28 protein-coding genes and 1 other RNA gene are annotated in these 25,875 nt (G+C 51.0%); 20 read left to right on the top strand and 9 right to left on the bottom strand.

The genetic code is table 11. The features are described from left to right. Positions 1-5 precede the first annotated feature (5 nt). Complete coding sequence (locus tag DV711_RS15320) at positions 6-1,373, bottom strand: sodium-dependent transporter (protein ID WP_114696594.1); 1,368 nt, start codon at positions 1,371-1,373, stop codon at positions 6-8. A 119-nt stretch (positions 1,374-1,492) separates the two neighbouring features. Here DV711_RS15320 and smpB point away from each other — a divergent pair, with 119 nt between their 5' ends. The 13 genes from smpB (at position 1,493) to DV711_RS15255 (ending at position 13,297) form a co-directional block, all read left to right on the top strand. Beyond that, entirely contained in the window at positions 1,493-1,963 is a 471-nt protein-coding gene (gene smpB / locus DV711_RS15315) for an SsrA-binding protein SmpB (RefSeq protein WP_114696593.1), read from the top strand. Between the two features lie 145 nt (positions 1,964-2,108). Further along, positions 2,109-2,470: a transfer-messenger RNA gene (gene ssrA / locus DV711_RS15310) on the top strand. Further along, complete coding sequence (locus tag DV711_RS15305; protein ID WP_165840132.1) at positions 2,437-4,368, top strand: replication endonuclease; 1,932 nt, start codon at positions 2,437-2,439, stop codon at positions 4,366-4,368. The genes ssrA and DV711_RS15305 overlap by 34 nt, the downstream gene beginning before the upstream one ends. Continuing rightward, positions 4,365-4,643: a hypothetical protein gene (locus DV711_RS15300; RefSeq protein ID WP_114696592.1), complete on the top strand. Its 279-nt coding sequence runs from the start codon at positions 4,365-4,367 to the stop codon at positions 4,641-4,643. Before DV711_RS15305 ends, DV711_RS15300 begins: the two co-directional genes overlap by 4 nt. Before the next feature lie 2 nt (positions 4,644-4,645). Beyond that, complete coding sequence (locus DV711_RS15295) at positions 4,646-4,960, top strand: hypothetical protein (RefSeq protein WP_133297470.1); 315 nt, start codon at positions 4,646-4,648, stop codon at positions 4,958-4,960. Positions 4,961-5,032: 72 nt separating this feature from the next. Further along, on the top strand, positions 5,033-5,302 hold the full coding sequence (locus DV711_RS15290) for a hypothetical protein (protein WP_114696590.1): 270 nt from the start codon (positions 5,033-5,035) through the stop codon (positions 5,300-5,302). A gap of 287 nt (positions 5,303-5,589) precedes the next feature. Further along, positions 5,590-6,099 (top strand): hypothetical protein, encoded by a 510-nt coding sequence (locus tag DV711_RS15285; RefSeq protein ID WP_114696589.1) that lies wholly within the window; start codon positions 5,590-5,592, stop codon positions 6,097-6,099. Between the two features lie 11 nt (positions 6,100-6,110). Next, positions 6,111-6,290, top strand: a complete 180-nt coding sequence (locus tag DV711_RS15280; protein ID WP_114696588.1) for a hypothetical protein — start codon at positions 6,111-6,113, stop codon at positions 6,288-6,290. After that, the gene (locus DV711_RS15275) at positions 6,266-7,345 is read left to right on the top strand and encodes a site-specific integrase (RefSeq protein WP_114696587.1); all 1,080 of its coding nucleotides are present in this window, start codon (positions 6,266-6,268) and stop codon (positions 7,343-7,345) included. The genes DV711_RS15280 and DV711_RS15275 overlap by 25 nt, the downstream gene beginning before the upstream one ends. Before the next feature lie 96 nt (positions 7,346-7,441). Then, on the top strand, positions 7,442-8,920 hold the full coding sequence (locus DV711_RS15270) for a coiled-coil domain-containing protein (protein ID WP_114696586.1): 1,479 nt from the start codon (positions 7,442-7,444) through the stop codon (positions 8,918-8,920). A 60-nt stretch (positions 8,921-8,980) separates the two neighbouring features. Next, positions 8,981-9,334, top strand: coding sequence for a hypothetical protein (locus DV711_RS15265; protein ID WP_114696585.1), 354 nt, complete (start codon positions 8,981-8,983; stop codon positions 9,332-9,334). Between the two features lie 920 nt (positions 9,335-10,254). Continuing rightward, the gene (locus DV711_RS15260; RefSeq protein WP_114696584.1) at positions 10,255-11,169 is read left to right on the top strand and encodes a HamA C-terminal domain-containing protein; all 915 of its coding nucleotides are present in this window, start codon (positions 10,255-10,257) and stop codon (positions 11,167-11,169) included. 4 nt (positions 11,170-11,173) lie between these two features. After that, positions 11,174-13,297, top strand: coding sequence for a DEAD/DEAH box helicase (locus tag DV711_RS15255; RefSeq protein ID WP_114696583.1), 2,124 nt, complete (start codon positions 11,174-11,176; stop codon positions 13,295-13,297). 289 nt (positions 13,298-13,586) lie between these two features. On the opposite strand, the gene DV711_RS15250 is transcribed toward DV711_RS15255, so the two are convergent. The 4 genes from DV711_RS15250 to DV711_RS15240 all read right to left on the bottom strand — a co-directional run bounded on the left by DV711_RS15250 (position 13,587) and on the right by DV711_RS15240 (position 15,765). Continuing rightward, positions 13,587-14,384, bottom strand: a complete 798-nt coding sequence (locus tag DV711_RS15250) for a DUF2971 domain-containing protein (protein WP_114696582.1) — start codon at positions 14,382-14,384, stop codon at positions 13,587-13,589. A 24-nt stretch (positions 14,385-14,408) separates the two neighbouring features. Continuing rightward, a complete protein-coding gene (locus tag DV711_RS15245; RefSeq protein WP_114696581.1) occupies positions 14,409-14,837 on the bottom strand; it encodes a hypothetical protein in 429 nt (142 codons plus the stop codon). Beyond that, positions 14,816-15,028 (bottom strand): hypothetical protein, encoded by a 213-nt coding sequence (locus DV711_RS19390; protein ID WP_133297469.1) that lies wholly within the window; start codon positions 15,026-15,028, stop codon positions 14,816-14,818. The genes DV711_RS15245 and DV711_RS19390 overlap by 22 nt, the downstream gene beginning before the upstream one ends. Before the next feature lie 416 nt (positions 15,029-15,444). Next, the gene (locus DV711_RS15240) at positions 15,445-15,765 is read right to left on the bottom strand and encodes a hypothetical protein (protein ID WP_114696580.1); all 321 of its coding nucleotides are present in this window, start codon (positions 15,763-15,765) and stop codon (positions 15,445-15,447) included. A gap of 236 nt (positions 15,766-16,001) precedes the next feature. On the opposite strand from DV711_RS15240, the gene DV711_RS15230 reads away from it, so the two are divergent. The 7 genes from DV711_RS15230 to trmB all read left to right on the top strand — a co-directional run bounded on the left by DV711_RS15230 (position 16,002) and on the right by trmB (position 21,366). Next, complete coding sequence (locus tag DV711_RS15230) at positions 16,002-16,622, top strand: dioxygenase family protein (RefSeq protein ID WP_114696578.1); 621 nt, start codon at positions 16,002-16,004, stop codon at positions 16,620-16,622. A 26-nt stretch (positions 16,623-16,648) separates the two neighbouring features. Further along, complete coding sequence (locus DV711_RS15225) at positions 16,649-17,011, top strand: DOPA 4,5-dioxygenase family protein (RefSeq protein WP_114696577.1); 363 nt, start codon at positions 16,649-16,651, stop codon at positions 17,009-17,011. 68 nt (positions 17,012-17,079) lie between these two features. Next, a complete protein-coding gene (locus DV711_RS15220) occupies positions 17,080-17,529 on the top strand; it encodes a DUF3465 domain-containing protein (RefSeq protein ID WP_114696576.1) in 450 nt (149 codons plus the stop codon). Positions 17,530-17,547: 18 nt separating this feature from the next. Further along, positions 17,548-17,841 (top strand): hypothetical protein, encoded by a 294-nt coding sequence (locus DV711_RS15215; RefSeq protein WP_114696575.1) that lies wholly within the window; start codon positions 17,548-17,550, stop codon positions 17,839-17,841. Between the two features lie 94 nt (positions 17,842-17,935). Next, positions 17,936-18,550, top strand: coding sequence for a YigZ family protein (locus tag DV711_RS15210; RefSeq protein WP_114696574.1), 615 nt, complete (start codon positions 17,936-17,938; stop codon positions 18,548-18,550). A 134-nt stretch (positions 18,551-18,684) separates the two neighbouring features. Next, positions 18,685-20,529 (top strand): dihydroxy-acid dehydratase, encoded by a 1,845-nt coding sequence (gene ilvD, locus DV711_RS15205; protein ID WP_114696573.1) that lies wholly within the window; start codon positions 18,685-18,687, stop codon positions 20,527-20,529. 78 nt (positions 20,530-20,607) lie between these two features. After that, positions 20,608-21,366: a tRNA (guanosine(46)-N7)-methyltransferase TrmB gene (gene trmB, locus DV711_RS15200; protein WP_114696572.1), complete on the top strand. Its 759-nt coding sequence runs from the start codon at positions 20,608-20,610 to the stop codon at positions 21,364-21,366. Between the two features lie 25 nt (positions 21,367-21,391). Here the strand turns inward: trmB and DV711_RS15195 are convergent, their stop codons facing one another. The 4 genes from DV711_RS15195 to DV711_RS15180 form a co-directional block, all read right to left on the bottom strand. Further along, positions 21,392-22,654, bottom strand: coding sequence for an NAD(P)/FAD-dependent oxidoreductase (locus DV711_RS15195; protein ID WP_114696571.1), 1,263 nt, complete (start codon positions 22,652-22,654; stop codon positions 21,392-21,394). A gap of 102 nt (positions 22,655-22,756) precedes the next feature. After that, on the bottom strand, positions 22,757-24,067 hold the full coding sequence (locus tag DV711_RS15190; protein ID WP_114696570.1) for a TRAP transporter large permease: 1,311 nt from the start codon (positions 24,065-24,067) through the stop codon (positions 22,757-22,759). 74 nt (positions 24,068-24,141) lie between these two features. Continuing rightward, positions 24,142-24,741 carry a TRAP transporter small permease gene (locus tag DV711_RS15185; protein WP_114696569.1) on the bottom strand — a complete coding sequence of 200 codons (600 nt, stop codon included), beginning with the start codon at positions 24,739-24,741 and terminating at the stop codon, positions 24,142-24,144. Positions 24,742-24,864: 123 nt separating this feature from the next. After that, entirely contained in the window at positions 24,865-25,866 is a 1,002-nt protein-coding gene (locus tag DV711_RS15180) for a TRAP transporter substrate-binding protein (RefSeq protein ID WP_114696568.1), read from the bottom strand. Positions 25,867-25,875: the final 9 nt, after the last annotated feature.

Here is a 25,875-nt window from a genome sequence, read left to right as displayed (position 1 = left end):
CTCCGTTAGCCTGCGAACTTCTGCCACAGGTTGGCGATAAAGACGATGGCCACCGCCACCGGAGCGATAAAGCGAACCACGAAGAACCAGCTGTTGAACACCAGCTCGGATTTCATGTTCAGCTCGTCGGCGGTGATCTTCTTGCCGACCCACCAACCGGTGAAGATACAGACCAGCAATCCACCCAACGGCAGCATGATATTGGCGGTCATAAAGTCGAGCAGATCAAAGAAGTTGAACCCGAAGAACGACCAGTCGCTGCCGAAGTTGAACGAGCCCAGCGCGCCGACACCCAGCACCCAGACGAAACCGCTCAGGATCACACAGGCCGAGGTCCGACCGATCTTGTAGCGCTCGACCACGTAGGCCACCACCGGCTCCAGCAGCGAAATCGCCGAACTCCAGGCCGCAATCGCCACCATCGCGAAGAACAGGAAGCCGAAGATCTGACCTCCCGCCATGTTACCAAAGGCCACCGGCAGGGTAACCAGCATCAGGCCAGGACCCGCGCCCGGATCGAGCTGGTTGCCGAATACCAGCGGGAAGATCGCCAGACCGGCAATCAGCGCCACCAGCGTATCCAGGCCGGCAACGGTCAACACCGTGCCGCCGATCGAGGCTTTCTTCGGCATATAAGAGCCGTACACCATGATCGAGCCCATCCCCAGGCTCAGGGTAAAGAAGGCGTGCCCCATCGCGATCAACACCGCTTCCCAGCTCAGTGCGCCGAAATCGACGTGGAACATAAAGTCCCAGCCGGCGGCGAAATCACCGGCGGTGATGGCGTAAACCAACAGCAACAGCAGCAGCGCGAACAGCATCGGCATCAGCACACGGATACCGGCCTCCAGGCCCTTGTTGACGCCGCGCGCCACGGTACCGGCCACCACGATCATAAACAGCGTGTGCCACAGTACCAGCTCCTGCGGGTCGGCCAGCAGGTCATTAAAGACCTTGCCGATCTGCTCCACCCCGGCGCCAGTAAAGGTGCCCTCGGCGGCGTAAACCACGTAAGCGATAACCCAACCGGAGACGACGCTGTAGAAACTCAGGATCATGATCCCGGCCGCGACACCACAAAGGCCGATCCAGGCCCAGCGCTTGGTGGTACCGATCTCAATCGCCATATCCTTTAGCGTATTAACCGGGCTCTGGCGCCCACGACGTCCCAACAGCACCTCGGCCATCATGATCGGAATACCGACCAGCGCGATGCACACCAGATACATCAGCACAAAGGCACCGCCGCCGTTCTCGCCGGCGATGTACGGAAACTTCCAAATGTTGCCCAGGCCGACGGACGAACCGGTAGCGGCCAGAATAAAGGTCCAACGGCTCGCCCAGGAACCGTGAATAGATTGACGATCTTGCATGAAAAACCCGACTGACTGAAAACAGGTCGGGCGATTTTATAGGAATGCCCCGTCGAAAAAAATGATCATCGGTGCATATCCGCTACACTTACGCGATTTTCCCTATATAATCGCCGCCCATGGCTAAGAAGAAATCCCCCTCCCCCGGCTCCATCGTCCAAAACAAACGCGCCCGCTTTGACTACAAAGTGGAAGAGCGCTTTGAGGCCGGCCTGGTGCTGACCGGATGGGAAGTCAAAAGCATTCGCGCCGGCAAGGTGCAACTGGTCGACAGCTACGTCTGGCTCAAAGACGGTGAAGCCTGGCTCCTCGGGGCCTACATCACCCCGCTGCAGACCGCCTGCACCCACGTGGTCGCCGAACCAACCCGTCCGCGCAAGCTGCTGCTCAACAAGCGCGAACTGGCCAAGCTGTTTGCCAGCACCGAGCAGAAGGGCCATACTTGCGTCGCCATGGCGCTGTACTGGAAAGGCAGCCGGGTCAAATGCGAAGTCGCACTGGCCAAGGGTAAGAAAGAACACGACAAGCGCGCGACCGAAAAAGATCGCGACTGGGGTCGACAGAAGCAACGGATCATGGGGCGCGGCTAACGCCAAGCCAACCAAATTCGAACTTCTCCCCCCTCCCCGACTCCAACGGGGAGACGCTGAGCTAGAACTTATCGCTGCATTCAGCGAAGAAAAGAGAGGAAAGTCCCATCGGCCCGCAAGCCGATAACGGACACCGACAAGTTTCGGGGCTGATTTGGTTTCGACAGGGTGCGGATGTCCTGTGTGCATGCCGTGAGGGGTAAACGATCACGTAAATCAACGTATACCAACTTATAGTTGCCAATGACGACAACTACGCACTAGCAGCCTAAACACCTGCCTAGCGCCCTTCCACCTGGCTTGCCTGTAGGCTGGGGTTCGGAGGGTCATCCCATACAGGATCGCGTGTAAGCCCGGCCGGGGACCCAAGCGCTAAAACTAATCCGGCACGCCCTGCGGAATCCTGTCTGTCGGAGTCTTAAGGGTTACTTAAAAGACTGACTAAGCATGTAGATCATAGGTTCGGAAACATCGTGGACGCGGGTTCAAGTCCCGCCAGCTCCACCAAACAGAGCGGCACTGGAGACCATTCTAGACCGCTGCAGACCACGGGCCACGGGGCCTGTGGTCAAACTCTCCCAAATACCCATCTGGTCCACAGTGGTCCCCATAGGGCTACAGTTGGGCACAGATCGGGCACAATTTCGGCACAAGACCTGCCGAGCATCACCAATCGTCTTGATGGCTATGGAACCTTCCAGTGCCGTCGATTCCGCGCTCAAATTTTCAAAGCCCACCCACAACTAGCCAGTGGGTTTGCTCATATCTACGAAGACATAGCCAAAACCAAAGGCTACGTTGTCGCCAATCAAAACCTAAGCGCCCTCGATGCTCGCCTCAAGATCAGAGACTTCAACTGCTCATCCGACTCGGTGCAGCTGAAAAGATTTGCAGACTACCAAGCGAGTCGATGCCGGCACTTTGCCGCTCGGTACGGTTACGTTCTGAAGTCGTATCAGCTCTGCTCCCAACTAGCGGAGCGATATACCCTTGAGCCGCCGACACCCAAAGAGCAGGGAGTATTCAGCCCTTGCATCCGCAGGATGGAAAGTGAGCGCTGGTGGCGTAAAAAACTGTTTACCCTCCAGCGCCGAACTATCGAAGCCGTCGCACGAGATATCGGCCTGGTGTCACAGTACGCCGCCCCCTACTCCAGCATGATCAGTCAAAGCATTCGGCAAGATCAAAAGAGCCGGAACGATCACTACCTATCCAACACCTTCATTCAGAACGATGAAGGGCAGAAATACAGCCTTAAAGAGCTGGCCGAGCTATCTGTTTCCAATCCAGCAATTCGCCGCGGTGAACTCATGACCCGCATTAAAGGGTTTGAGATGGTAGCAGAGCACCTTGGTCACATTGGCGAGTTCTACACCCTAACCGCCCCATCAAAGATGCACGCCCGGTTTAAGCGCAATGGAAAAGCCAACCCGAAGTACGATGGCACGACACCAATAGAAGCTCACCAACACCTGAACCAGCTTTTTCAGTGCATCCGCGCAAAGCTTCACCGCGAAGGGATCTTCGTTTACGGCATTCGGGTCGTTGAACCAAACCATGATGGAACCCCTCACTGGCATCTGCTGCTGTTTATGCCTGAGCAACATCGCAGAACCGTTCGGCAAATTTTCTCCGAGTATTCATTGAAAGAAGACGGCCAGGAACGCGGGGCATCCAAGCACCGTTTTAAAGCTGTTGGCATCGACCGAGAGAAAGGTAGCGCCGCTGGCTACATCGCTAAATACATCGCCAAGAACATTGACGGTGCTCACATCGATTACGATCTAGACGGCAGTGATTCCAAAGCTGCTGCAGCCGCGATTGACTCTTGGGCCAGCACATGGGGAATCCGCCAATTCCAATTCATCGGAGGTCCAAGCGTAACCGTTTGGAGAGAGCTTCGAAGACTAGCTTCTCCGCATTCTGACTTGCTCAAAAATGCCAAGCCTGATGACTCTGCGCTAATGCAGGCAATGATCGCTGCAGATGCTTCAGAGTGGGCTGCGTACGTCATGGTAATGGGTGGCCCGATCCTGCGTAAGAAAGACCGACCAATCCAGCCTCTCTATAGCGAGACAGAGTGCGTCGATGAAGAAACGGGGGAACTATTCGAAGACAACCTGGGCGCTTATGGCGACCCCATCGCATCCCGAGTCATTGGGCTGCAGAGCGATGGTCATCAGTTCATTTCACGATTCAGGAAATGGACGCTGATCGGCTCAGATTCACTAGAAAGAGAAGGCAGGACCAGCGAAGCGCGAGCGACGGAGAGCGAGCAGCAAGCAGGTTTTGCCAACGAGCTAAGGAGAGACGCGAACGGTATCGGCGCAGCCGACCCGACGCGGCTCCCTTGGACTCGTGTCAATAACTGTACGCGCGTTCAAGCCAACGAGATAACGATATGAAACAGATGACCGATTTCCCGGGTGTTGATTCTTTGGGTGACTGGGACCCAGACCTCCGCTTTACCGTTGAAGAAGCTGTCGCGGTGTTAAACCGCGAAGTCGTTCGGCTTGAAGATCGCGCGTGCCTGCCTAACCCACCAATCAGCAAGACTGGTGTTGTTGTTGGTGTTCTGACCATGAATGAACAGATCGAGGTACTCGTAAAATTCACCGAAGGCATCGAGCAGCTAGTTAAGACCGAGTTCTGCGGCGACTTCGTCATGGTAGAAGACTAATGGTGTCCCCGAAGGTCATTCCTTATCTGGAGCCACTAGAGGATATCGAAGCCCGCGCAAGGAAGAATTTCGGAGACTGCACGGGCCTCTATCTGCACTACATCATCCGCGAGTTTTCACGGTACTGGAGAGGGCTACAGAAAAGAGAAGACCCATTTCTAGCCGGCAAAGTATGGGACCAGTTGAACTTCTATTTCGATCAAAAGTTGAGAGAGATCGCCACGATACGGTTGGAGATGGAGTGGCTGATTTTCGAATACGACAACGAACAGCTGTTTGATCCTGAGCATGAGCCAGGACCTTTCTGGAGAACATAGTAAATCCAATCGTGACTGACGCCAGCGCCAACTGGAGCCAGCCACTAATCACAACCAGTAGGAGAAATACTGATGATGACTAACACCCATTCTATTAAAGACTTAGAGCTTGTCGAAGGTGCTCTTTTCGAGCTTGAGAAGATCTCCCACCATGACGGCCTTCAGCTGACCAATCTGATCCAGATAATCAGACAGACACTCGGTATGGCGCTACCCGAGGTCAAAGATACCCTTAGGCTTGATGACCTGTTCCGAGCCAAGCGAGAAGGGCTTATTAAGTGGCCTGAAGATGCCGAAGCAATCTTAAATGGAGAAAAGACAATTGATGATTTTGTGAATTAATAACTAACTCAGGGAGGAGGCCACCCCTCCCTGATTACCCATGCCCGTAGGGCATAGTAGGCCGCAAGGCATTGATTCTAAGAACTTCATAACTCGACCGGCCGATACCCATACAGGTGTTGACCGTCCGTTTCTAGTTCTGATATAAAGTCTTTCAGGCAATTTGGTGTGCCTGCCGCCCACACTGGCGAAACACCACTTCTCACAACTTACTTTGTGATATTCCTAATTAGCTTGTTGCTGATGAGTGGGCCATTGGTGATTGATTAAGCATTAGGAGTGTTCCAATGTCTGATTCTCAAATCAAAGAACTCAAAGCTCAAGCCAAAACCATCAAGTCCGAGCTTGGTATTAAACACCAACAAGCCCTTGACGAGGCTGCACGTAGAAGCGGGTTCAATGACTACCATCACGCAAGAAAAGAGCTACTGAAGAAGCCTCATGTAGTTATTTTCGGACTTCATCTCAAATACGTACTGGACTGCTCTAGCGATTTCCTTGCCGAAAACGGGCTTTCTGAGCACCCAACTTATTGGGATCAGTGCCGCCAAGCCTATGAAGATTACTTCTACAGCGATAGCCAAGATGAAGATGACCCACTTTCTCCAGATGAATGGATTGAGCATAACGATTGGGTCGCTCTAACTTTTGAAAGGTCTGAGATTAAATCGATCAAGGATGCTATCGACTATATTCGAGAGCTATTTTTCCATCCGCCTGAATTCATCGTATTCGATGACATGCTCGTTGATCTATCGGAATACGCCTCCGATGACTATGTTCGCTTCAGTGGCTAAGGAGCTTAGCGATGAAATGGAAAACCATCGATAAATTCTCCGCTGAATCGGGGATGTCAAAAGAGTCTATCCGAGCCCTTAAGAAAAAGGGGATATGGCGAGAAAAGATCCACTGGATCAAAGCCGCTAACGGGCGAATCTTTATCAACTACTTGGCGGTGGAAGCATGGATCGAGGGCAAACCGGCGTAAGACCACGCGGTAACAGCATTGTTATCGGTTTCATGTATAAAGGTCAGCGCTGTAGAGAAACACTCCGGGTTAAACCGACCCGGACAGCCCTCAAGGAAGCGACTCGAAAGCGTGAAGCGATACTCTATGAAATTGCTATGGGGAAATTTGATTACGCATCGCACTTCCCTAACAGCAAGCACGCCTTGACCTTTTCATCCAACAAAGGCGCGTTGATCACTATTGAGCAGGCACTTAAGGACTGGCTGAAACGAGTAGAGAAGCGGTGCCAGTACAGCACTATCAGAGACTACAACAGTGCCGTCTATCATCACTTAATTCCAACTTTCGGCAGCCTAACGCTTGATGATTTTTCGGTCGACCACATCCACCAATGGTTAGATGAGGTGGCAATTTCTCACAAGCGAATCAACAACGTTCTGTCCCCGCTGCGCCAGATCTTTAAGGATGCTTTCTATGAAGGCCTAATTGACCGAAACCCGATGGATCGGTTTCGGAATCTTCCTATAAGCACTCGTGAACCCAAGCCTTTTGCCTTAGAAGAGATTGATGCAATTCTGAGCCGGCTTGATGGCCAAGAGCGGAATCTGATTCAGTTCGCATTCTGGACAGGACTACGAACATCGGAGCTTATCGGTTTAAGGTGGGAAGATTTTGACCCGTCCAACAAACGGGTTTATGTCAGGACAGCCGTTGTACGTAACAAAGAGAAAGGGACGAAGACTAGTTCTGGGCATCGAACAGTAGAATTACAACCAAATGCACTGACAGCTATCGAAGCTCAACAGCCTTATACTTCCGATGACTTGAGAGTATTCCATGACCCCAAGAACGGGGTCCCATGGCATGATGACCAGGCGATACGAAAAAGAGTCTGGAAACCAGCCCTCCTCGCAGCCGGTATAGAATATCGCTCCCCCTATCAAACCCGGCATACCTTTGCTTCGATGATGCTGTCTGCGGGTAAGAACCCTCTTTGGGTTGCCCAACAGATGGGGCATAAGGACTGGGGAATGATTCGTAAGGTTTATGGCCGTTGGATCGCTACAGGATAGCATGCTCAATGTGAGCCATGAGATTGGATACGACAACTTTGCCTAGCAGCACCATAAGATGTAAGTTTTGTTTCTCAGTCAACAAGGAGTGTTAGCATGTCTGAAGATCTTGAGCTAATTGATGAATCTGAAGAAGAGTCTGCCGAACTTAACAGTGAAAAACTGATACATCCTGAAACAGTTAACCTAGATAAAGAAATCGAAGCTATATCTGAGTCTAAAGAACTGTCTAAAAAGCTCTTAAATGAATTAGAGCCAGATCTCCTTCCGTCTGTCCTTTTTTCCACTACTAGCCAGAGGCTTCGTGGAATTATCAATGATACAGAAGCAGATGTACTGCCAATACAAACAAATAATACAACCCACACCATCAGGCTCAACAGCCTGACATACGTAGATGCGATATATATAGAAGGAGTGGGATACAGCTTATACGACTCTTTGAGTTTTAGATGTTACGTTGATAAAGAGGTAGTTTTTTCTAAGGAAGTTAAATGTCATAAATCAAGATCTGATTTTGCAATTAACATAGAACGATTAGTAACTCACATTGAGATAAAAACCCCTTCTAAAATGTTTACAAGCACTTCGCTGAAATCAATCTGTGTGACAGGAACAGAGTTGAAGGCTTTTGGTGAGATAGAGAAAACATTCAGAGAAGTAACATCTACGAAACTAGACATTCTGAAAAAGTGTAACGAAGCAACAGATAAATTTGAAAAATACAAAGATGAATATAGTGAAATATTCAATACCAAGGAAAAGCTTCAGTCTGAAATTGAAAAGCAAGAGAAACTAAAAGAATCATGTAGCGGCGATTTATTATATTTAAATGAAAAATTAGACAAAAGAAAAAAAGCAGTCAATATTGCGGCAACTGAATTATCTGATCGTCAAAGAGATCTAGAATCACTGGACAGAGATCTGACTAAAGAGCGAGAAAAATTCAACCAATTAGCCAAAGATATATCGATAAAAGAATCAGAATTGCGCACTCTAAAGAGCAATATCAATTTATTCCCTTCTGAACTATCAGATTATGCAAAAGAAGGAGGAAAAAGCTTAAATAGATACATGCTTATTTCTGTTCTTCCTATGCTTGTTATTGCTTTCATATCTATACACCTATACTTCAGTGCTGCTGATCTAGCTGACTATGTTAAAGATAACTCTGGCAATGTTGATTTGGCTGAAGTCATCATAAGCCGGCTTCCCTATGTCCTTCTCTCCTTCACCATACTTGGGGCCTGCAGCTCTTTGATCTATAGATTTATATCTGAGGCGATAAGAATAACAGAGCAAAAGCTTAACCTTTCTAAAGTCAGCATTATTGCAAAGGACGTATCAGATGCTAGCTGCAGCTCACTAGACTTTTCTGATGATGAAATTTATGAAAAGAGAGTATCTCTGAAAATGGAGCTTCTCAAAGAACATCTTAAAACATATATAAGAGAAGATTATCATTATAAAGAAAAGAGTAAAAACAAACCTATAGAAAGTGTCGAACCGAACGATATCGATCATAACTCAGACGATATAGATGATGAGGTTGATAATGATGAAAGAAATGAATAAGCAGTATATATAAATCTTAAGTCTATCAATGATATTTGTATAATTATCATAGGACAGCGAATGGCTTTTATTATTTCAGACACTAGCACAAAGAATCAAAAGGCATATTCGTTTGATTCAACTTCAAAAAAAGCAAGAATTGATTATACCCTGGTAGAGATTAAAACAAGGCAGTATGACTACGATGGAGCGATAATATTAACGCCAGAGACGCTCTATGAAATAAAAAAGAAGAACGTAGCAATTTTCAAGACAAAGAAGTCTGCAAAAGAAGCTTATAATAAGCTGGGTATATCAACCTGTAATTATGTTGAGCTAGTATTAAATATTACTCATGAATACAGATCCCGAAACTTTGTTGCTAACTCCTCTTGGACCGAGCTGAACCATAAGATAGCTAACAACGCAAATTGACTGTCAACTTCGCACAGAGAAGCCCCACATGTAGGGGGCTACTGTGCGTAGATGTATATAGATAAACCACGCCAAATGACATAATATTGGCACAACATCGGCACAAGGGTTAAATAAATGCATGATCTGAAAGCATTTACTGAGTCTTCAAGTCCCGCCAGCTCCACCAATAAATAACCCCATGCCGCAAGGCATGGGGTTTTTTATTGGCTGGCCGGGACATGAAGCCAAGCGCCGGGTTCACAAGCCTTCGCTGCTACCAGCGAAGGCGCAGGACGTCGGAGCACGCGACGACGGTCCCGACCAGAGGAAGGGACGAGCTCAATCCAAAAAGATTGAGCGAGCAACCCCGCCAGCGTGACTCTTTCTACGAAGTAACCTATCTATTTGGAAGACCCCGGACTTGAACCCAAGAAGCGGGTTCAGCCGAGCCGCATGCGGCGAGACAACGTCGGCTTTGCCGACGGCCCGAAGGGCGAAAGCCGAAGGCTCGAGTAACCCCGCCAGCTCAGACTACCGCAAGGTAGCCTTTATCTATTTGTACAAACCGAACCAGTTCAAAGCGCCGAGTTCACAAGTCTTCGCTAGGTGCGGGACGTCGGTGCCCGCAACGGAGGTCTCGACAACAGGTAGGGGGCGAGTTCGATCCTAATAAATTAAGCGAGCAACCCCACCAGCATAGAGAACTATTGCGCGACTACAGCAATAATTAAATCTGTCCCAGTTTTTTGCAATAGGCGATACTAGCTCAGCTAGGGCATCAATAAACACTAGCTAGTAGTTAAAAAATACTTCAATATCAAAGAGATCTACAGCACTATAGACTATTGATATATAAGTTAAACCATATGTTTTAAGCGTTAGTCGCTATGCTAGGTCGATAATTAGAATATCTATGTAATACCCAAAGGAATTTTGATATGGATTTCGAAGTAATAATTGATGATTCATTCTCTAACGTTTGTGTTGATGACAACATCAACCCAACCCATAACAAATATGTACTTAGCCTGATCAACGATTTCGAAGACGGAGAATGGAGGTACAGAAAGTTCCAAAACTTTATATGGGATAACATTGCTGAAACATCATTATCGCAAAAAGAAAGAGACAGTCTCATAGACCAATCTCACTCACTATTAACTGCAGCAGCCCAGAACCTTAGACTTACCGACAAAGAAAAAGATATAAGCAAAGGTAGTGAGCTAGCAGAAATAATTCTATACGGGATAATGAAGCATCATTATTCTGCATTACCAGTTGTACCAAAAATCTTCTATAAACAAAACGCACAAGACAATGCTAAGGGAGCTGACAGTGTTCATATTGTAATAGAAGATAATGATTATTCATTATGGTTTGGAGAAGCTAAATTTTACAACAACATTGAAGATGCAAGATTATCTAGCATTGTAACATCTGTTGAAAATTCATTGAAAACTGAGAAATTAAAAAAAGAAAATAGCATAATAACAAATGTATCAGATATCGAAGAACTGATTGATGATGAAGAGTTGAGGAACAGGGTAGTAGCCTCCCTTTCTAACAAAGCATCGATAGATGATCTTAAACCTAAGATACACATACCAATCTTTATATTGCACGAGTGCGAAATAACTGAGAACACCGACAGATCATCAGAACTATACAATAAGAAAATAACAGACTTTCACTTAGATAGAGCCAATTCCTATTTCAAGAAACAGATAAAAAAGATAAGTGGAATCTTTGGGTACGGAGATATAACGTTCCATATTATTTTATTTCCTGTTCCAAATAAGGAAACAATAGTTGATAAGTTTGTTAAAAACGTTGAGCACTATAAGGAGCAGTAAAAAAATGGATACTTTTGATACATGCCAAGTGATCAATGAATTAATTAACACTAACAAAGAGCACCAAGCTAGAGAAGAGCTTATAAAGCTACTTGACTTTCACGAACAGAACAAAATTAGTTATACCCCAGTTCTCAACCACCTAATAAGACGGGTTGGCTTATACCCTTACCTGCAACTAGATACATCATCCTGGCAAGACCGGTTTGCTTACGAATCATTTAAAGCAGACATTGGAAAAGAAGAGACTGTTACTCTACATAGAGAACAGTCCTCTGTTCTTAAAAAACTTTTATCTGGAAAAAACATTGCTGTAAGTGCTCCAACAAGCTTTGGAAAAAGCTTTATTATTGACTCATTTATAGCCATCAACAACCCTAGAAACATTGTAATCATAGTCCCAACAATAGCATTAACAGATGAAACTAGGCGAAGATTGCATCACAAATTTTCTGATCAGTACAAAATAATAACAACTTCAGATGTGGAGCTTGCAGAAAATAATATTTTTATATTCCCACAAGAAAGGGCCGCTCACTATGTAGACAAAATTGAAAGCCTAGACATATTGATCATTGATGAATTCTACAAAGCTAGCCCCGAATTTGATAAAGAACGATCACCATCTTTATTAAAAGCGATATTAACCTTAGGAGAAAAGGCTAAGCAAAAGTATTTCTTAGCCCCTAACATATCTACATTAAATAATAGTCTTTTTACTAAAGACATGGAGTTTTTTCAAATTGACTTCAACACAGTCTATTTGGAAAAGCATAATCTCTATGAACACATTGGGAAAGATGAAAATATTAAAAGCAATATACTAGTCAGAATCTTAAGCGAAACCAAGGGAAAGACATTAGTATATGCCGGAACCTACTCTGCAATAGACAAGATAGCGAATCTGATAACTGACAAACATCCTACATTAGAAAACGAAATTCTTATAAATTTTCATGATTGGCTAATAAAAAACTATGGGAGGAATTGGCACTTAACAAATCTAGTAAAGAGGGGCAGTGGCATACATAATGGCCAGCTTCATAGATCATTAAGCCAAATACAAGTTAAGTTGTTTGAAGAAGATGATGGATTAAAAAACATCATATCAACATCTTCTATAATTGAGGGCGTCAACACCTCTGCCGAAAACATTGTCCTTTGGCAAAACAAAAACGGGGTCTCCAAGCTAAATGATTTTACTTATAAAAACATAATAGGTAGAGGCGGCAGAATGTTTAAACATTTTGTTGGCAAAATATATATTCTAGACAAACCACCAGAATCAGAACATACCAATCTAGAGCTTAATTTTCCAGATGAACTCTTAGGCGATATTGACGAAGAGAATTACAAAAAGGAACTAACTCCAGATCAAATTGCCAAAATCATATCCTACAAGGATGAAATGTCAGGGATACTTGGTAATGAAGTTTACCAAGAATTAAAGGAAGAAAGAAAACTAGAGTCCAGCAACTCAATTTTAATTAGAGATATAGCCATAGACATATCTAAAAATGAAGGTGACTGGAACGGGCTTAGCTATTTAAACTCAGAAAACCCTGAGGACTGGGATAGATTATTATACAAGATAATAAATCTACAACCTGGCGCATGGGGCGTACAATATAGGAAGTTTGTTTCTTTTATAAAAACACTATCTGACAACTGGAACAAGACAATACCAGAGCTACTGTACGATCTTGATAGAGTTGATATTGGAGTCGATGAATTCTTTAAACTTGAGAGAACTGTTACATTTAAATTTGCAGCTATATTGAATGACGTTAACCTGATACAGCAAAAAGTATTTGCTGATTCTAAAACAGATATATCGCCTTTCGTATCAAAAATATCACATGCGTTTTTGCCTAAAGTTGTTTATCAGCTAGAGGAGTATGGGCTTCCAAGAATGATCTCTAAAAAGATTCACAATTCAGGATTAATCAATTTTGAAGATCCAGATGCTAATTTACATCAGACTATCGATACACTGAACCAAATATCAATTAATGGTGTTATAGAATCTGTAAGTGATCTTGATTCCTTTGATATATATATATTGAATTATTTCTTTGACGGGATATCTCTAGACAATAAATTAATGACCAGCAGCCAAATTAATTAGTTTTATAACACAAATGGATCTAGACTAGGTCGTTCCATATAGGTATCTCAATTGCTTGCCCGGGGGTTAGTTATGAACTTTGCCCCGGGTTACTTCCAGTAAGAGAAGCACAAAGCCTATAAGTCCTCACCCTTAACAAACCCTCTTACCGAAGCAGCTAACATAAATATATCACCCATAGCCTCAGCTCTTTCAAAGCGGGGGCCTTTTTATACTTAGACAAGGGTTAGATAGTCCTGGTGGATGCATGGTAATAGAGCTACCAACACACCTTTTTAATCACACCCATTCATTGAAATATCCTATCCTTAACGATACCCTCATCAATTGAATGAACAATAAGATCAAATTTTTCATTGCACATCTTCGCCTGATATAGCTTAACGTGCTTATAAATTTCATTATCAATAATATTTGATCGTAATTCTTCTATCGTATCATCAGGAACTTTTACCCCAAATGTGACTGAGACGATTGCATCAGGAGGCACTCTATAAAGAGCCATTGTTTGCTTTTCATTATCATTCACGTTCCAGATCTCATCAGCTTCTGCTATTGGGAGAACGTACCTCCATTCTCTTTCAGTCCACCAATCATTAGACTTCAGAAAAAAGCATTCATCCAAAGATTCACCTTTGATCTTTCGCTTATCTGAATATCTAACTTTTTTTAGCACTCCTATATAGTCATTGGCCGCATTTCTTATCCATTCATTAGTTGATTTAGTTGCATCAAAAAACTCATGATTAGGATCAAAACCCACGACGATTCCGGTATGGTGATTTGCATAGTGCGCCCACATCAACAGATTATCTACCCTCTCTGTTAAAGAAAGAATACCGAATATATCAAAATGCTGAACTGCTATTCCTCTTAATACAAGCCACTGGTTTTTCTCCATCTCTTCGATTACTGAAGCTACAGATTCACCATAATTATTTACTCTATGAACAAACTCAGCGTGTTGCGAAAACGAAGGCCTTACCTCAAAAGGATCATTTAAAAGGAGTCTTGGGGTAAACCTAAGAAGACGATTATCAAAAAACTCTTCTCTCAAAGGCATATATTTATAAATAATTCCGTCCATGTTCAAATATACCTTTGCACTTAATCAAATTCCGATCTTAGCTTTTAGCGCCGTCATTACTCCACCACCTGCGGCCTTAGCAGCACCTTCTGCAAACTTTTTGGCTATACCCTTAAATAATTCCTTACGCTTTTCTGAATCAGCTTCATCTGAAGCTATTTTGTAGCCGTCCTTAAACTCATTTAGTTCATCTTCGTCAAAAACTGAGTCTAAAACCTGGAAAAGACCATCAACAGATACCTTTACTATTTCTGTATTGAAAGAATAGTCAAATATGTGCTGATTCGTTTTTAACTGGCCTTGAAGCCAGTTTTTGGCAAGGGTATCCTCAATTATCAAATTTACTTTTTTACCATCTGGCTCTAAGCTGGCTTTACTTAGAGCAGCTAACAACCTACCTTTAGCTTCATCTTCAACTCTGCCACCAAATTTTAATGCTGCGTCATAGCGCATTTTTTTATTTTGGTAACTGGTGTCTTGAGTATCTCACTCACAGTTTGATTACTATAAATTGCTAACGGCGGTCCGCCATTACCGTGTATGTCCAATAAATGCATAACTAAAGCATCTATATCTGATTTAGGCATAGCCCCTAAACCGAAATTAAGATAATGCTTTAAAAAATCTTCCTTAAAGTTACTCATAAACCATCCTTATTTCATAGCATAATGCTTGCTGATAACTCCTGAAGGCTAGATATAAACTACGACAGAACGTACAAATTAGCCACGCTGTACTCACTAGGAATAGACTCCGCAGTAGATCACCTATCCGCTTTCAAATGTTAAACAAGGTTAGTTTTGCAATCCCTGTGCCCTTGAGGCTGAATAGGCCAACTTCTCCAGTCGATAGCTACGCTATCAACGGCTTCTGTAGGCTGCACTTAAAAGCATATTTTGTTACTGACTTGGAAATTTAGCAGTACAGCACCATGCCACCAAACAAATAATCCGTATAAATCAGATTATTATAACATCGTTTCGGTAGCCGCCAGCTCCACTAAATAAAAAGGCCGCCCAACCGGGCGGCCTTTATCATTTGAGAAGCTCTAACTGCTAACTCAAAACCCAACCACTCTTCCCTGCGATCCCGCCAGCATCTGCTGCAGTTCCTGTCGGTAACTATCAGCCTTACAGCCACTGTTGTCACAAGCGAGTAGATTAAGTCTTCGAATGCTGTCGTCATCCAGATCCAGCAACGCGGCGTAGGCGATTTCGCGTTTTTCCTGCTCGTTGCTGGCTTGTTCCATCAGGGTGATGGTGTCGATACCTTCCAGGAAGCGCCGACGGGCGTAGAAGGCGATGCGGTCGAGATCGCTGTTGCAGACGCAGTCTAAATTGAAGCCAGCCATTGTCACCTCGGCGTTGAAATCTGACTTCATCCTAGATTTCGTTTATGTACGGTTTGTCGTGGTTCCGTTTCGATGTTGAGGCCAAAACTATCAGCTTCCTTGCTGCGACGCAGCAATACCTTGGTCTACCCATATTCCTTTTATTTTGTAGGGGCTTATGGCTCTACTGGCTTGCTTACCAGCCCGGTCTGCGGCTGGGCGCAGCCGCTACCGGGGGCAACTACACTTAGGGTGCCCGACAACAACCGCAGTGAAGCCCCTTAACCATGAAGCCTCTATCCCGTAGAAAACTCCTGATCGACTCGGCCGCCATTGCCGGTGGCTCGGCGTTGTCGGGCACGGTAATAGCCGCCATCCTGACCCCCAGCGCCTCCGAAGGCCCCTTCTATCCCACCGCCTCGATGCGGATGGACGATGTGGATAACGATCTGGTGAAGGTGGCCGGGGCGGTCGAACAAGCCGGTGGCGAGATTATCGAGTTACATGGCAGGCTGTTGAATCGCCAGGGTTTGCCGCTGGCCGATCATCGGGTTGAGATCTGGCAGTGCGATGTGAATGGCAAATACCTGCACCGCGGTGATGATCGCAACGTGGTTTACGACACCGGTTTCCAGGGGTTCGGGCATGACATCACCGACGCCGACGGCCACTACCGTTTCCGGACCATCAAGCCGACGATCTATCCGGGCCGGGCACCGCATATCCATGTCAAAGTACTCAAGGGCCGGCACGAGCTGCTGACCACCCAGTTCTATATCGCCGACGATCCCCATAACCGCCGAGATTGGCTCTATCGACGGATGTCGCGGGCCGAGGCGGAATCCGTTTCGATGCGCTTCGCCGAAGCTGGTAACCTGCTCGAAACCCAGGTCGATATCATTGTTTAACCTCCCTACCGTCATCTGATCACCCCATGCCTGAAACCCAACCGATCCCCCGCCCCGTCAACCAACACTCGGCTTACCATGCCCATGTCTATTTCGATGCCGAGACGCTGGAGTTTGCCACCTCACTGTGTCGGCAGGTCGGCGAGCGGTTTCAGCTGGAGGTGGGGCGGGTTCACCAACGTCCGGTGGGGCCGCATCCGAGGTGGAGCTGTCAGATCAAGTTCAACCGTGACGAGTTTGAGCTGTTGGTCCCCTGGCTGGAGCAACACCGGCAGGGGCTGACCGTGCTGATCCACGCCTCCACCGGCAACGACCTGGAGGATCACACCACCTATGCTTACTGGCTGGGCGACCCGGTTGAGCTGAAGCTGGCGATGTTCCAACATTGAACAGCTCTCAAGGACGACCAACGCTCAGCGCTTACCCTCAGCAATAAACAGCAACCATCAGGGATTCGATGAAGAAAATACTCGTAGTCGCCATCATCGTCGTGGGTCTCAGCGGCCTGCTGGAGAAAAACCCGCAGTGGCTGGGTTCTCTGTTTCCCGGAAAGGACACTCAATCCAACACCGAAGCAGTCCAGCGAATCAGCCACGCCTATCAGAATCAGCAGAGCGATGTTCAGGTTGGTGGCGAAGGCATCGTGATTCGCCTGTTGCCGGACGATACCCGCGGCAGCCAACACCAGAAGTTCATCCTGGAGCTGTCCAACGGACAAACCCTGCTGGTGGCCCATAACATAGATCTGGCACCACGAATCAACGCCTTGAGCCGAGGTGATAAGGTCGAGTTCTTCGGTGAGTACGAGTGGAATGCCAAGGGGGGCGTATTACACTGGACCCATCACGACCCCAAGGGTCGCCATGTCGGCGGCTGGCTGAAGCATCAGGGGATCACCTATCAATAGCCCTCGGGAAGACTACCGATGCTCTATGCCGAACTCGACTACCCAGAACACTACTCTTACTGTCACGAGCCATTGGTTGAACTGCTCGAAGCCCACTTCGACCAGGTCCAATCGGGGCTGCAGGGGGATTCCTGGATCTGGATTTTCGACGGAGACGACAAGGTGGCGCTGGATTCCTTCAGTTCCATGAAGCACCAGCTCAAATCGTCGGCTCCAAACAGCCGGCTGATCCCCAAGGTGCTGGCGGTGTTGCAGACCCGCTATAGCGTCAAGTTGATCGAGCCGCCGGAACTGGAAGCTCACGAGGAGTGATCGGCACGCCAATCATTGCTGTCGTAGCCGCCCGCCGCCAAACCCCGTAGACTCCGGCTGACGACAACCACCCACCCGCAAGCCAGGAATCTCCATGCAACCACCCCGCCCCACCTATGCTGTCCCCGCCGCCGCGGTCGAGGTGGAGTACGAGATCAAGAAGAGTCGCTTTATCGCCCGGGTCACTAAGGCGGCCGATCGGGAAGCGGCGATGGCGATGCTGGCCCAGGCCCGGGAAGACTACCCCGATGCCCGCCACCACTGCTGGGCCTACCTGATCGGCAACCCCCACTCCCCCACCACGGTGGCGATGTCCGACGACGGCGAGCCCAGCGGCACCGCCGGCAAACCGATTCTGAACGTGCTGCAGCACAAAGGGGTGGGCGATCTGATGCTGGTGGTGATCCGCTACTTCGGCGGTATCAAGCTCGGCGCCGGGGGCCTGGTGCGCGCCTACAGTCAAGCGGCCCAGTTGGCGATGACCGAGCTGAGCACCGAAGATCAGGTTCCTTACAGCCAGTGCCAGGTGGTGGGCGATTACGCCCTGGAGCAGCCGTTGCGTCACTGGCTCGGCCAGCACAGCGGCCAGATGCTGTCGGTGGAATACACCGAGCAGGTGCGGTTTCAGGTCAGCGTCCCCGATGAGGAACAAGCCCCGCTGCGGGCCTTTGTCGAGGGTGCCGGCGGGCAGTGGGTGTCGGATAACTGAAGTCCCCGCAAAGGCTCCAAAAAGCCCTGGCGAGAGCTTCTTCACAGCATCCTTAACAGCCCCCGCCCCCCTTGCTAGAATTGTCGGTTTAACCGACATAGAAAGACCTCAGTAAATATAACGAGAGAGCAGCCATGCCCGCCTACCGTTCCAATACCTCGACCAAAGGCCGTAACATGGCCGGTGCCCGTGCACTCTGGCGCGCCACCGGTATGAAGGACGATGATTTCAACAAGCCGATCATCGCCGTTGCCAACTCCTTTACCCAGTTCGTACCGGGCCACGTCCACCTCAAGGACATGGGCCAGCTGGTAGCACGGGAGATCGAAAAGGCCGGTGGTGTGGCCAAAGAGTTCAACAGCATCGCCATCGATGACGGTATCGCCATGGGCCACGACGGCATGCTCTACTCGCTGCCGTCTCGCGACCTGATCGCCGACTCGGTCGAGTACATGGTTAACGCCCACTGTGCCGACGCGCTGGTGTGCATCTCCAACTGCGACAAGATCACTCCCGGAATGCTGATGGCGGCGATGCGCCTGAACATCCCGGTGATCTTCGTCTCCGGCGGTCCGATGGAAGCCGGTAAGACCAAGCTGATCGACCACGGCCTGGACCTGGTCGACGCCATGGTACTGGCGGCCGATGACGATGCCTCCGACGAGCTGGTCAACGAAGTCGAGCGCTCCGCGTGCCCGACCTGTGGCTCCTGCTCCGGTATGTTCACCGCCAACTCGATGAACTGCCTGGCCGAAGCGCTGGGTCTGGCGCTGCCGGGTAACGGCACCGTCGTTGCCACCCACGCCGACCGCGAAGAGCTGTTCCTGGAAGCCGGCCGCAAGATCGTCGAGATCACCAAGCGTCACTACGAGCAGGACGACTACAGCGTGCTGCCGCGTGAGATCGGTTCCAAGGCCGCGTTCGAAAACGCCATGACCCTGGATATCGCCATGGGCGGTTCCACCAACACCATCCTGCACCTGCTGGCGATCGCCCAGGAAGCGGAAGTCGACTTCACCATGGCCGACATGGACAAGCTGTCGCGCAAGGTTCCGTACCTTTGCAAGGTGGCGCCGAACGATCAGAAATACCATATCGAAGACGTGCACCGCGCTGGCGGTATCCTCGGCATCCTGGCCGAACTGGATCGCGGCGGCCTGCTCGATACCTCGGTTTCCACCGTCCACAGCGCCACCATGGCCGAAGCACTGGCGAAGTGGGACATCATGACCTGCGGCGACGAGGCGGTGAAGAACTTCTACAAGGCCGGCCCGGGTGGGGTTCCGACCCAGGTCGCGTTCTCCCAGGCAGCCCGTTGGGGTTCACTGGATGCGGATCGCGCCAACGGTTGTATCCGCTCGGTTGAGAACGCCTTCAGCAAAGAGGGTGGCCTGGCGGTACTGTTCGGCAACATCGCCGAAGACGGCTGTGTGGTCAAGACCTCCGGCGTCGACGAGAGCATCTGGGTGTTCGAAGGCAGCGCCTACATCTGCGAGAGTCAGGACCAGGCCGTGGCCGACATCCTGGCCGACAAGGTCAAGCCCGGCGACGTCGTCGTGATCCGCTACGAAGGCCCGCGCGGCGGTCCCGGCATGCAGGAGATGCTGTACCCGACCAGCTACCTGAAGTCCAAAGGCCTGGGCGCCGAGTGCGCGCTGCTTACCGACGGTCGCTTCTCCGGCGGTACCTCCGGTCTGTCGATCGGTCACGTCTCCCCTGAAGCTGCCTCCGGTGGCGCCATCGGCCTGGTGGAACAGGGTGACCGGATCAAGATCGATATCCCCAACCGCTCCATCGACGTGCTGCTCAGCGACGAAGAGCTGGCCAGCCGTCGGGCGGCGATGGATGCCAAGGGCAAGGACGGCTGGAAGCCGGCCGAAGAGCGTCCCCGCGCCGTCTCCACCGCGCTCAAGGTCTACGCCAAGATGGCTACCAGCGCCGACAAGGGCGCGGTTCGCGACCTGAGCCAGCTGGACTAAACCGCCACCCTGTTGTGGCAAGACTGGGCTGAGCCTTCGGGCTCGGCCTTTTTGTTTTTTGAAAGATCACTGCAAATCATGACCGACCAAATCGATACCCCCGAAATCATTGACGAAAGCGCTGCCCCGACCGAAACCGAGGTCGACAACGCCGAGCAGAAACATATGCGCTCGATCCGCACCTTCGTGATGCGCGCCGGACGCATGACCCCGGCGCAGCAGAAAGCGCTGGACGAGCAATGGCCCACCCTGGGGCTGGAGCTGGCCGACGGCCCGATCGACTACGCCAAAGTGTTCGAGCGCGAAGCGCCGACCGTGCTGGAGATCGGTTTCGGCATGGGTGATTCGCTACTGGCGATGGCCGAGGCGGCCCCGGAGATCAACTTTATCGGCATCGAAGTGCACAAGCCCGGCGTCGGCCGACTGCTCAACAATGTCGCCAAGACGGGACTGAAGAACCTCAAGGTCTACAACGACGATGCGCTGCTGGTACTGAACGATTGCATCGCCGACGGCTCGCTGGACGGCATCCAGCTGTTCTTCCCCGATCCCTGGCACAAGAAAAAGCACCACAAGCGCCGGATGGTGCAGCCCGAGATCGCCCAAACCTTCCGCGCCAAACTCAAACTCGGCGGCAAGTTCCACATGGCCACCGACTGGGAAAACTACGCCGAGCACATGATGGAAGTGATGAGCGTCGCCGAAGGCTACCGCAACGCGGCCGGTGAAGGTGAGTACTCACCCCAGCCCGAGAGCCGCCCCGACACCAAGTTCCAGCGTCGCGGCGAACGCCTGGGTCACGGGGTCTGGGATCTGGTATTCGAGCGGACCGAGTAAGGGATCGATCCGCACGACCCTCAATCTAGAACCGGCTGAGACGGTACGGACTAAGATCAATACCGCTTTCGGCCGTGGCCCCCGTGCTGAGCAGCTCGGCCACCAATTGACCGGTACGTGGCCCCAACGTCAGCCCCATATGTTGGTGGCCAAAGGCGTAGTAAACCGAATCGTGATTAGGCGAGCGGTCGATCACCGGCAGCGAGTCAGGCAGCGAGGGGCGGTGTCCCATCCACTCCCGGTATTCGCGGGTGTCGATCGCCGGGAACAGTTTCTTGGCGTGATGCAGCAGTCGGCTGGCAAATCGCTCGTTGGGCTCGGCCTCCAGGCCACCAAACTCCACCAGACCGGCGAAGCGGATGCCGCCGGTCATCGGTGTCGCCACCAGCTTTCCTTCGGCGAACATGATTGGATTGTTGAGCTCGATGCCGGGTGCACTGACCTCAATGTGATAGCCACGCTCGGACTGCAGCGGCACGCTACGATCCAGCTTGGCGACAAGCTGACGCGACCAAACACCAGCCGCCACCACCAGTTTGTCGATCGGCAGCCGTTCTTTATGAGTAATCAGGGCTCTCGGTTTGCTGTCCAGCAACTCGATATCGCGCACGTCGCGCAACAGGATCTCGCCCCCCTTGTCGGTAAACGATTGCGCCAGCGCCTTCACCAGCTGCTCCGGGTTTCTTGCAAAGCCATGGTTGTGCAGCGAAGCCATAAAATTGAACTCCGAAGAAACCGCCGGTTCCGCGGCCTGCACCTGCTCGTTCTCCAGTTCGTCATAGCGGATGCCGCGCTTGCGCCGAGCCTCCCAGGCTACTCGATCACCCTGGAAGTGGGCTCGATCACGATACAGGTAGTAGTAGGGTGAAGCGCTCAGCCACTGCTCGGCACCGGCTTCCCTGGCTTGCTCCAAATGCAATCGAGTGGCGTCTTTGAGCAGCGCACTTAGACCGTCAGCAACCTTCTCAAACTTGCTCCGACGACTGTTCCAGACAAACGACAACCCCCAGGGCGCAGCCTTCAGCATGTAATTACCGGGGATCGACAGCGGCCCCAGCGGATCAAGCATTAGCTTAGGGATCTGCCAGGCGAATCCAGGCAGGTTGACCGGTACACAGCCGCACTCCGCAAAGATACCGGCGTTACCGTAAGATGCCCCCTCCCCCGGAGGTAGACGATCCACCACCCGGACACTGTAGCCCTTCTTCTGTAATTGCAGGGCGCAGGAGATACCGATAATGCCGGCACCGATCACCGTGACATCCACGGGCTTGATTTCGTTTTCCATAGGGTCACCTCAAGGCGATAGGCATCCGACCCTATCGCTGTTGCAATAATGAATTCACTCAGACGGGAATAGGGGCCCGACCGGGCCCCAGGCGACGGGCTATCAGCCCGGTGATTGACGCATGTTCTCGGGCAGATAGGTGGCAAGATCCGGCACCAGAATCAGAATTCCCACCATCACCACCATGATCAGGAACATCGGGAAGGCGGTGCGAGCGATATAGCCGATCGGCTTCTTGGTCATCCCCTGCATGACGAACAGGTTGAAGCCGATCGGTGGAGTGATCTGCGCCATCTCGACCACCACCACGATAAAGATCCCGAACCAGATCAAATCGATACCGGCCTGACGCACCATCGGCTCCACCACCGCCATGGTCAGCACCACCGAGGAGATACCGTCCAGGAAGCAGCCCAGTACGATATAGAACAGCATCAGCGCCAGAATCAGCGACAGCGTCGACAGCTCCAGCGAAGCGATAAACTCCGCCGCCATGGAGGGTAAGCCGGTGAACCCCATGGCCAAGGCCAGGAAGGCGGCGCCGGCGAGAATCAGTGCGATCATGCAGGAGGTGCGGGTCGCACCCAGCAGGCTTTCGCGGAAGGTATCCCACTTCAGCGAACCCTGACAGGCGGCCAGTACCAAGGCACCGACTACGCCGAAGGCGGCCGATTCGGTGGCGGTGGCGGTGCCGGTATAGATCGAGCCGATCACCACCAGAATCAGCAGTACCACCGGAATCAGGAAGCGCGACTCGTGCAGCCGCTGCATCAGCGTCATCGACGGTTCCGCTGCCGGCACCTGAGAGCGTTTCACAAATGACCAGGCCGCCACGTAACCCATAAACAGCAATGCCAGGGTCAGGCCCGGCAGAATACCGGCCATAAACAGCTTCGAGATCGATTCATTGATGGTAACGCCGTAGACGATCAGGGTCAGCGACGGCGGAATCATCAGCCCCAAGGTGGCAGAACCTACCAGGGTGCCGAAGATCATGAAATCGGGATAACCGCGCTTTCTCAACTCCGGAATCGACATCTTGCCGACCGTAGTGAGGGTAGCAGCCGAAGACCCGGAGACGGCGGCGAAGATGGTGCTGCCGACTACGTTGGTATGCAGCAGACGGCCGGGCAACGGCGACATCCAGGGCGCCAGTCCGCGGAACATGTCCTCCGACAAGCGGGTGCGGTAGAGAATCTCACCCATCCAGATAAACAGCGGCAGCGCCGTCAGTGACCAACCGGAGGAGGCGCCCCAGATGGTAGTGATCATCGCGTCGCCCACCGGGCGACTGGTAAACAGCTCCATGCCGACAAAGGCCACGCCCAACAGCGCCAGGCCGATCCAAACCCCGCTTCCGAGCAGGAAGAACAGAGTGAACAGGAAGATACCTGTAGCAACGAATTCGTTCATTACGGTGTCCTCTCAGGTGAATAGGTTGGTGAAGGTCGCCGGCGAGGGCAGCAGCAGATTCGCGTGATAGGACACTAGAACTCCTCCCCTTCGACATGGTGGTCTTCATCAAAGGTGTGATCACGGCGCCACAGGGTGCGCACCAGGTGGTCCGCCAGTGCGATAGCAAACACCACCGATCCGATGGCGACTGACAGCTGTGGAATCCACAGCGGCGTCGCATCCTGGCCTTGCGAAATGTCGTGAAGCAGGTGTGAGATGTAGACATTCTTGCAGGCGTAGTAGGCCAGATAACCGGCCAGAAACAGCGCCACACTTAGGCACCAGATATCGGCCAGCCGACGCGTGCTGCGCCGCAGTCCCTGGATAAACAGGGTCACCCGGATATGAGCGTTCTGGTTGAGGGTGTAGGCCAGCGCAAAAAAGCTCGACGCCGCCATGCAGTAGCCGGCGTAGGCGCTGGAACCGGGGAACTGCAGCCCCAGCCATCGACACGCCATCTGGGCCACGATGATCACCAAAATGGCGAGCAGGAACAGCGCCGCCAGACCGCCACAACCGAGGTAGAGGGCATCGAGACCTTTGCGCAGGCCCCGAGCCAGTCGGCCACCGACGCTGTGGGTTGTCGATCCGGAGCGATCCGGCTTGGCGACGTGGGAATTGATACTATTCATTAGGCACACTCCCGGGCACCGGTCGCAGGTTGCGTCGGCACCGCAAGGGTAGATACAGAGAAAACGGCGGGGTTGCCCCCGCCCAAGAGTGGCGGGCACTATGAAAGCCCGCCTGAGGATGCCTTAGAGGCTGGACTTGTAGGCGTCGAGGATGCGCTGGCCGGCTTCACCGGTCTGTGCCAACCACTCTTTGGTCATGGTCTCGCCGACTTTCTGGAAGTCTGCCTTCAACGCTTCACCGGCGCCGGTCACGGTCATGCCGTTGGCCGCCAGCTGCTCTAGATACCAGCCGGTCAGCTGCTCAGAGCGTGCCGCACCGGCCTTCTCCGCCATCAGCGCGATGCCGCGAACCACGTTCTGGGTCTCTGTATCGAGTTCATCCCAGGACTGCTTGTTGACGAACACGTAGTTGCGCGGCAGCCAAACGTTAGCCACGTAGTGGTGCGACAGATGCTCCCAGACCTTGCGGTCGTAACCGGTGGCACCGGAGGACATGAAGGACTCGGCCACCCCGGTGGAGAGCGCCTGGCTCAGCTCGGACGCTTCGACCTGCACCGGCACCGCGCCGGCCAGTTCTGCAAAGCGGGCGGTGGCGTTGTTGTAGGAGCGGAACTTGACCCCTTCCATATCGCTCAGCGTCTGCAGCGGCTTGTTGGCATAGATTCCCCCCGGAGGCCAAGGGACGGAGTAGAGCAGCACCAGATTGTGCTTATCCATCACCTTTTCCAGCTCCGGCTTGGCGGCCTGCCACAGCTTGTCGGACTCCTCGAAGGAGGTCGCCAGGAAAGGGACCGAGTCGAAGGCGAACAGTGCGTCTTCGTTGGCGTGACTGGACATGATCCGTTCACCGATCGGCGCCTGCCCGGTCTGCACCGCACGCTTGATCTCGCTGCCTTTGAACAGGGATCCACCTCCATGCACCTTAACCTCCAGCTTGCCACCGGTGGCCAGGGTGACTGCCTCGGCGAACGACTTGCCATTCTGGGTGTGGAAGTTGGAGTCGGTGTAGGCCATCGGCATATCCCACTTCTCGGCGGCCATCGCCAGAGTGCCGGCGGCGGTCAGCGCCACAGCGGCCAGACCGGTGCACAGCTTGCGGGGGGTAAAGATAGAATTAAGTCGCATCATTGATTC

It is taken from the genome of Motiliproteus coralliicola (genome assembly GCF_003345655.1).
GTDB lineage: Bacteria > Pseudomonadota > Gammaproteobacteria > Pseudomonadales > Balneatricaceae > Motiliproteus > Motiliproteus coralliicola.
Note: the sequence above shows the minus strand (reverse complement) of the source record. Positions and strands in the feature narration are given on the sequence as shown.

Bases quoted from the DNA above. Each gene is read 5' to 3' on its own strand.
- DV711_RS15260 (WP_114696584.1), top strand. From the start codon at position 10,255: ATGGATTTCGAAGTAATAATTGATGATTCATTCTCTAACGTTTGTGTT.
- DV711_RS15225 (WP_114696577.1), top strand. From the start codon at position 16,649: ATGCCTGAAACCCAACCGATCCCCCGCCCCGTCAACCAACACTCGGCT.
- DV711_RS15250 (WP_114696582.1), bottom strand. From the start codon at position 14,384: ATGGACGGAATTATTTATAAATATATGCCTTTGAGAGAAGAGTTTTTT.
- DV711_RS15215 (WP_114696575.1), top strand. From the start codon at position 17,548: ATGCTCTATGCCGAACTCGACTACCCAGAACACTACTCTTACTGTCAC.
- DV711_RS15245 (WP_114696581.1), bottom strand. From the start codon at position 14,837: ATGCGCTATGACGCAGCATTAAAATTTGGTGGCAGAGTTGAAGATGAA.
- ilvD (WP_114696573.1), top strand. From the start codon at position 18,685: ATGCCCGCCTACCGTTCCAATACCTCGACCAAAGGCCGTAACATGGCC.
- DV711_RS15265 (WP_114696585.1), top strand. From the start codon at position 8,981: ATGGCTTTTATTATTTCAGACACTAGCACAAAGAATCAAAAGGCATAT.
- DV711_RS15190 (WP_114696570.1), bottom strand. From the start codon at position 24,067: ATGAACGAATTCGTTGCTACAGGTATCTTCCTGTTCACTCTGTTCTTC.
- DV711_RS15230 (WP_114696578.1), top strand. From the start codon at position 16,002: ATGAAGCCTCTATCCCGTAGAAAACTCCTGATCGACTCGGCCGCCATT.
- DV711_RS19390 (WP_133297469.1), bottom strand. From the start codon at position 15,028: ATGAGTAACTTTAAGGAAGATTTTTTAAAGCATTATCTTAATTTCGGT.
- DV711_RS15270 (WP_114696586.1), top strand. From the start codon at position 7,442: ATGTCTGAAGATCTTGAGCTAATTGATGAATCTGAAGAAGAGTCTGCC.
- DV711_RS15255 (WP_114696583.1), top strand. From the start codon at position 11,174: ATGGATACTTTTGATACATGCCAAGTGATCAATGAATTAATTAACACT.
- trmB (WP_114696572.1), top strand. From the start codon at position 20,608: ATGACCGACCAAATCGATACCCCCGAAATCATTGACGAAAGCGCTGCC.
- DV711_RS15320 (WP_114696594.1), bottom strand. From the start codon at position 1,373: ATGCAAGATCGTCAATCTATTCACGGTTCCTGGGCGAGCCGTTGGACC.
- DV711_RS15180 (WP_114696568.1), bottom strand. From the start codon at position 25,866: ATGCGACTTAATTCTATCTTTACCCCCCGCAAGCTGTGCACCGGTCTG.
- DV711_RS15275 (WP_114696587.1), top strand. From the start codon at position 6,266: ATGGATCGAGGGCAAACCGGCGTAAGACCACGCGGTAACAGCATTGTT.
- smpB (WP_114696593.1), top strand. From the start codon at position 1,493: ATGGCTAAGAAGAAATCCCCCTCCCCCGGCTCCATCGTCCAAAACAAA.
- DV711_RS15220 (WP_114696576.1), top strand. From the start codon at position 17,080: ATGAAGAAAATACTCGTAGTCGCCATCATCGTCGTGGGTCTCAGCGGC.
- DV711_RS15280 (WP_114696588.1), top strand. From the start codon at position 6,111: ATGAAATGGAAAACCATCGATAAATTCTCCGCTGAATCGGGGATGTCA.
- DV711_RS15300 (WP_114696592.1), top strand. From the start codon at position 4,365: ATGAAACAGATGACCGATTTCCCGGGTGTTGATTCTTTGGGTGACTGG.
- DV711_RS15210 (WP_114696574.1), top strand. From the start codon at position 17,936: ATGCAACCACCCCGCCCCACCTATGCTGTCCCCGCCGCCGCGGTCGAG.
- DV711_RS15240 (WP_114696580.1), bottom strand. From the start codon at position 15,765: ATGAAGTCAGATTTCAACGCCGAGGTGACAATGGCTGGCTTCAATTTA.
- DV711_RS15290 (WP_114696590.1), top strand. From the start codon at position 5,033: ATGATGACTAACACCCATTCTATTAAAGACTTAGAGCTTGTCGAAGGT.
- DV711_RS15195 (WP_114696571.1), bottom strand. From the start codon at position 22,654: ATGGAAAACGAAATCAAGCCCGTGGATGTCACGGTGATCGGTGCCGGC.
- DV711_RS15285 (WP_114696589.1), top strand. From the start codon at position 5,590: ATGTCTGATTCTCAAATCAAAGAACTCAAAGCTCAAGCCAAAACCATC.
- DV711_RS15185 (WP_114696569.1), bottom strand. From the start codon at position 24,741: ATGAATAGTATCAATTCCCACGTCGCCAAGCCGGATCGCTCCGGATCG.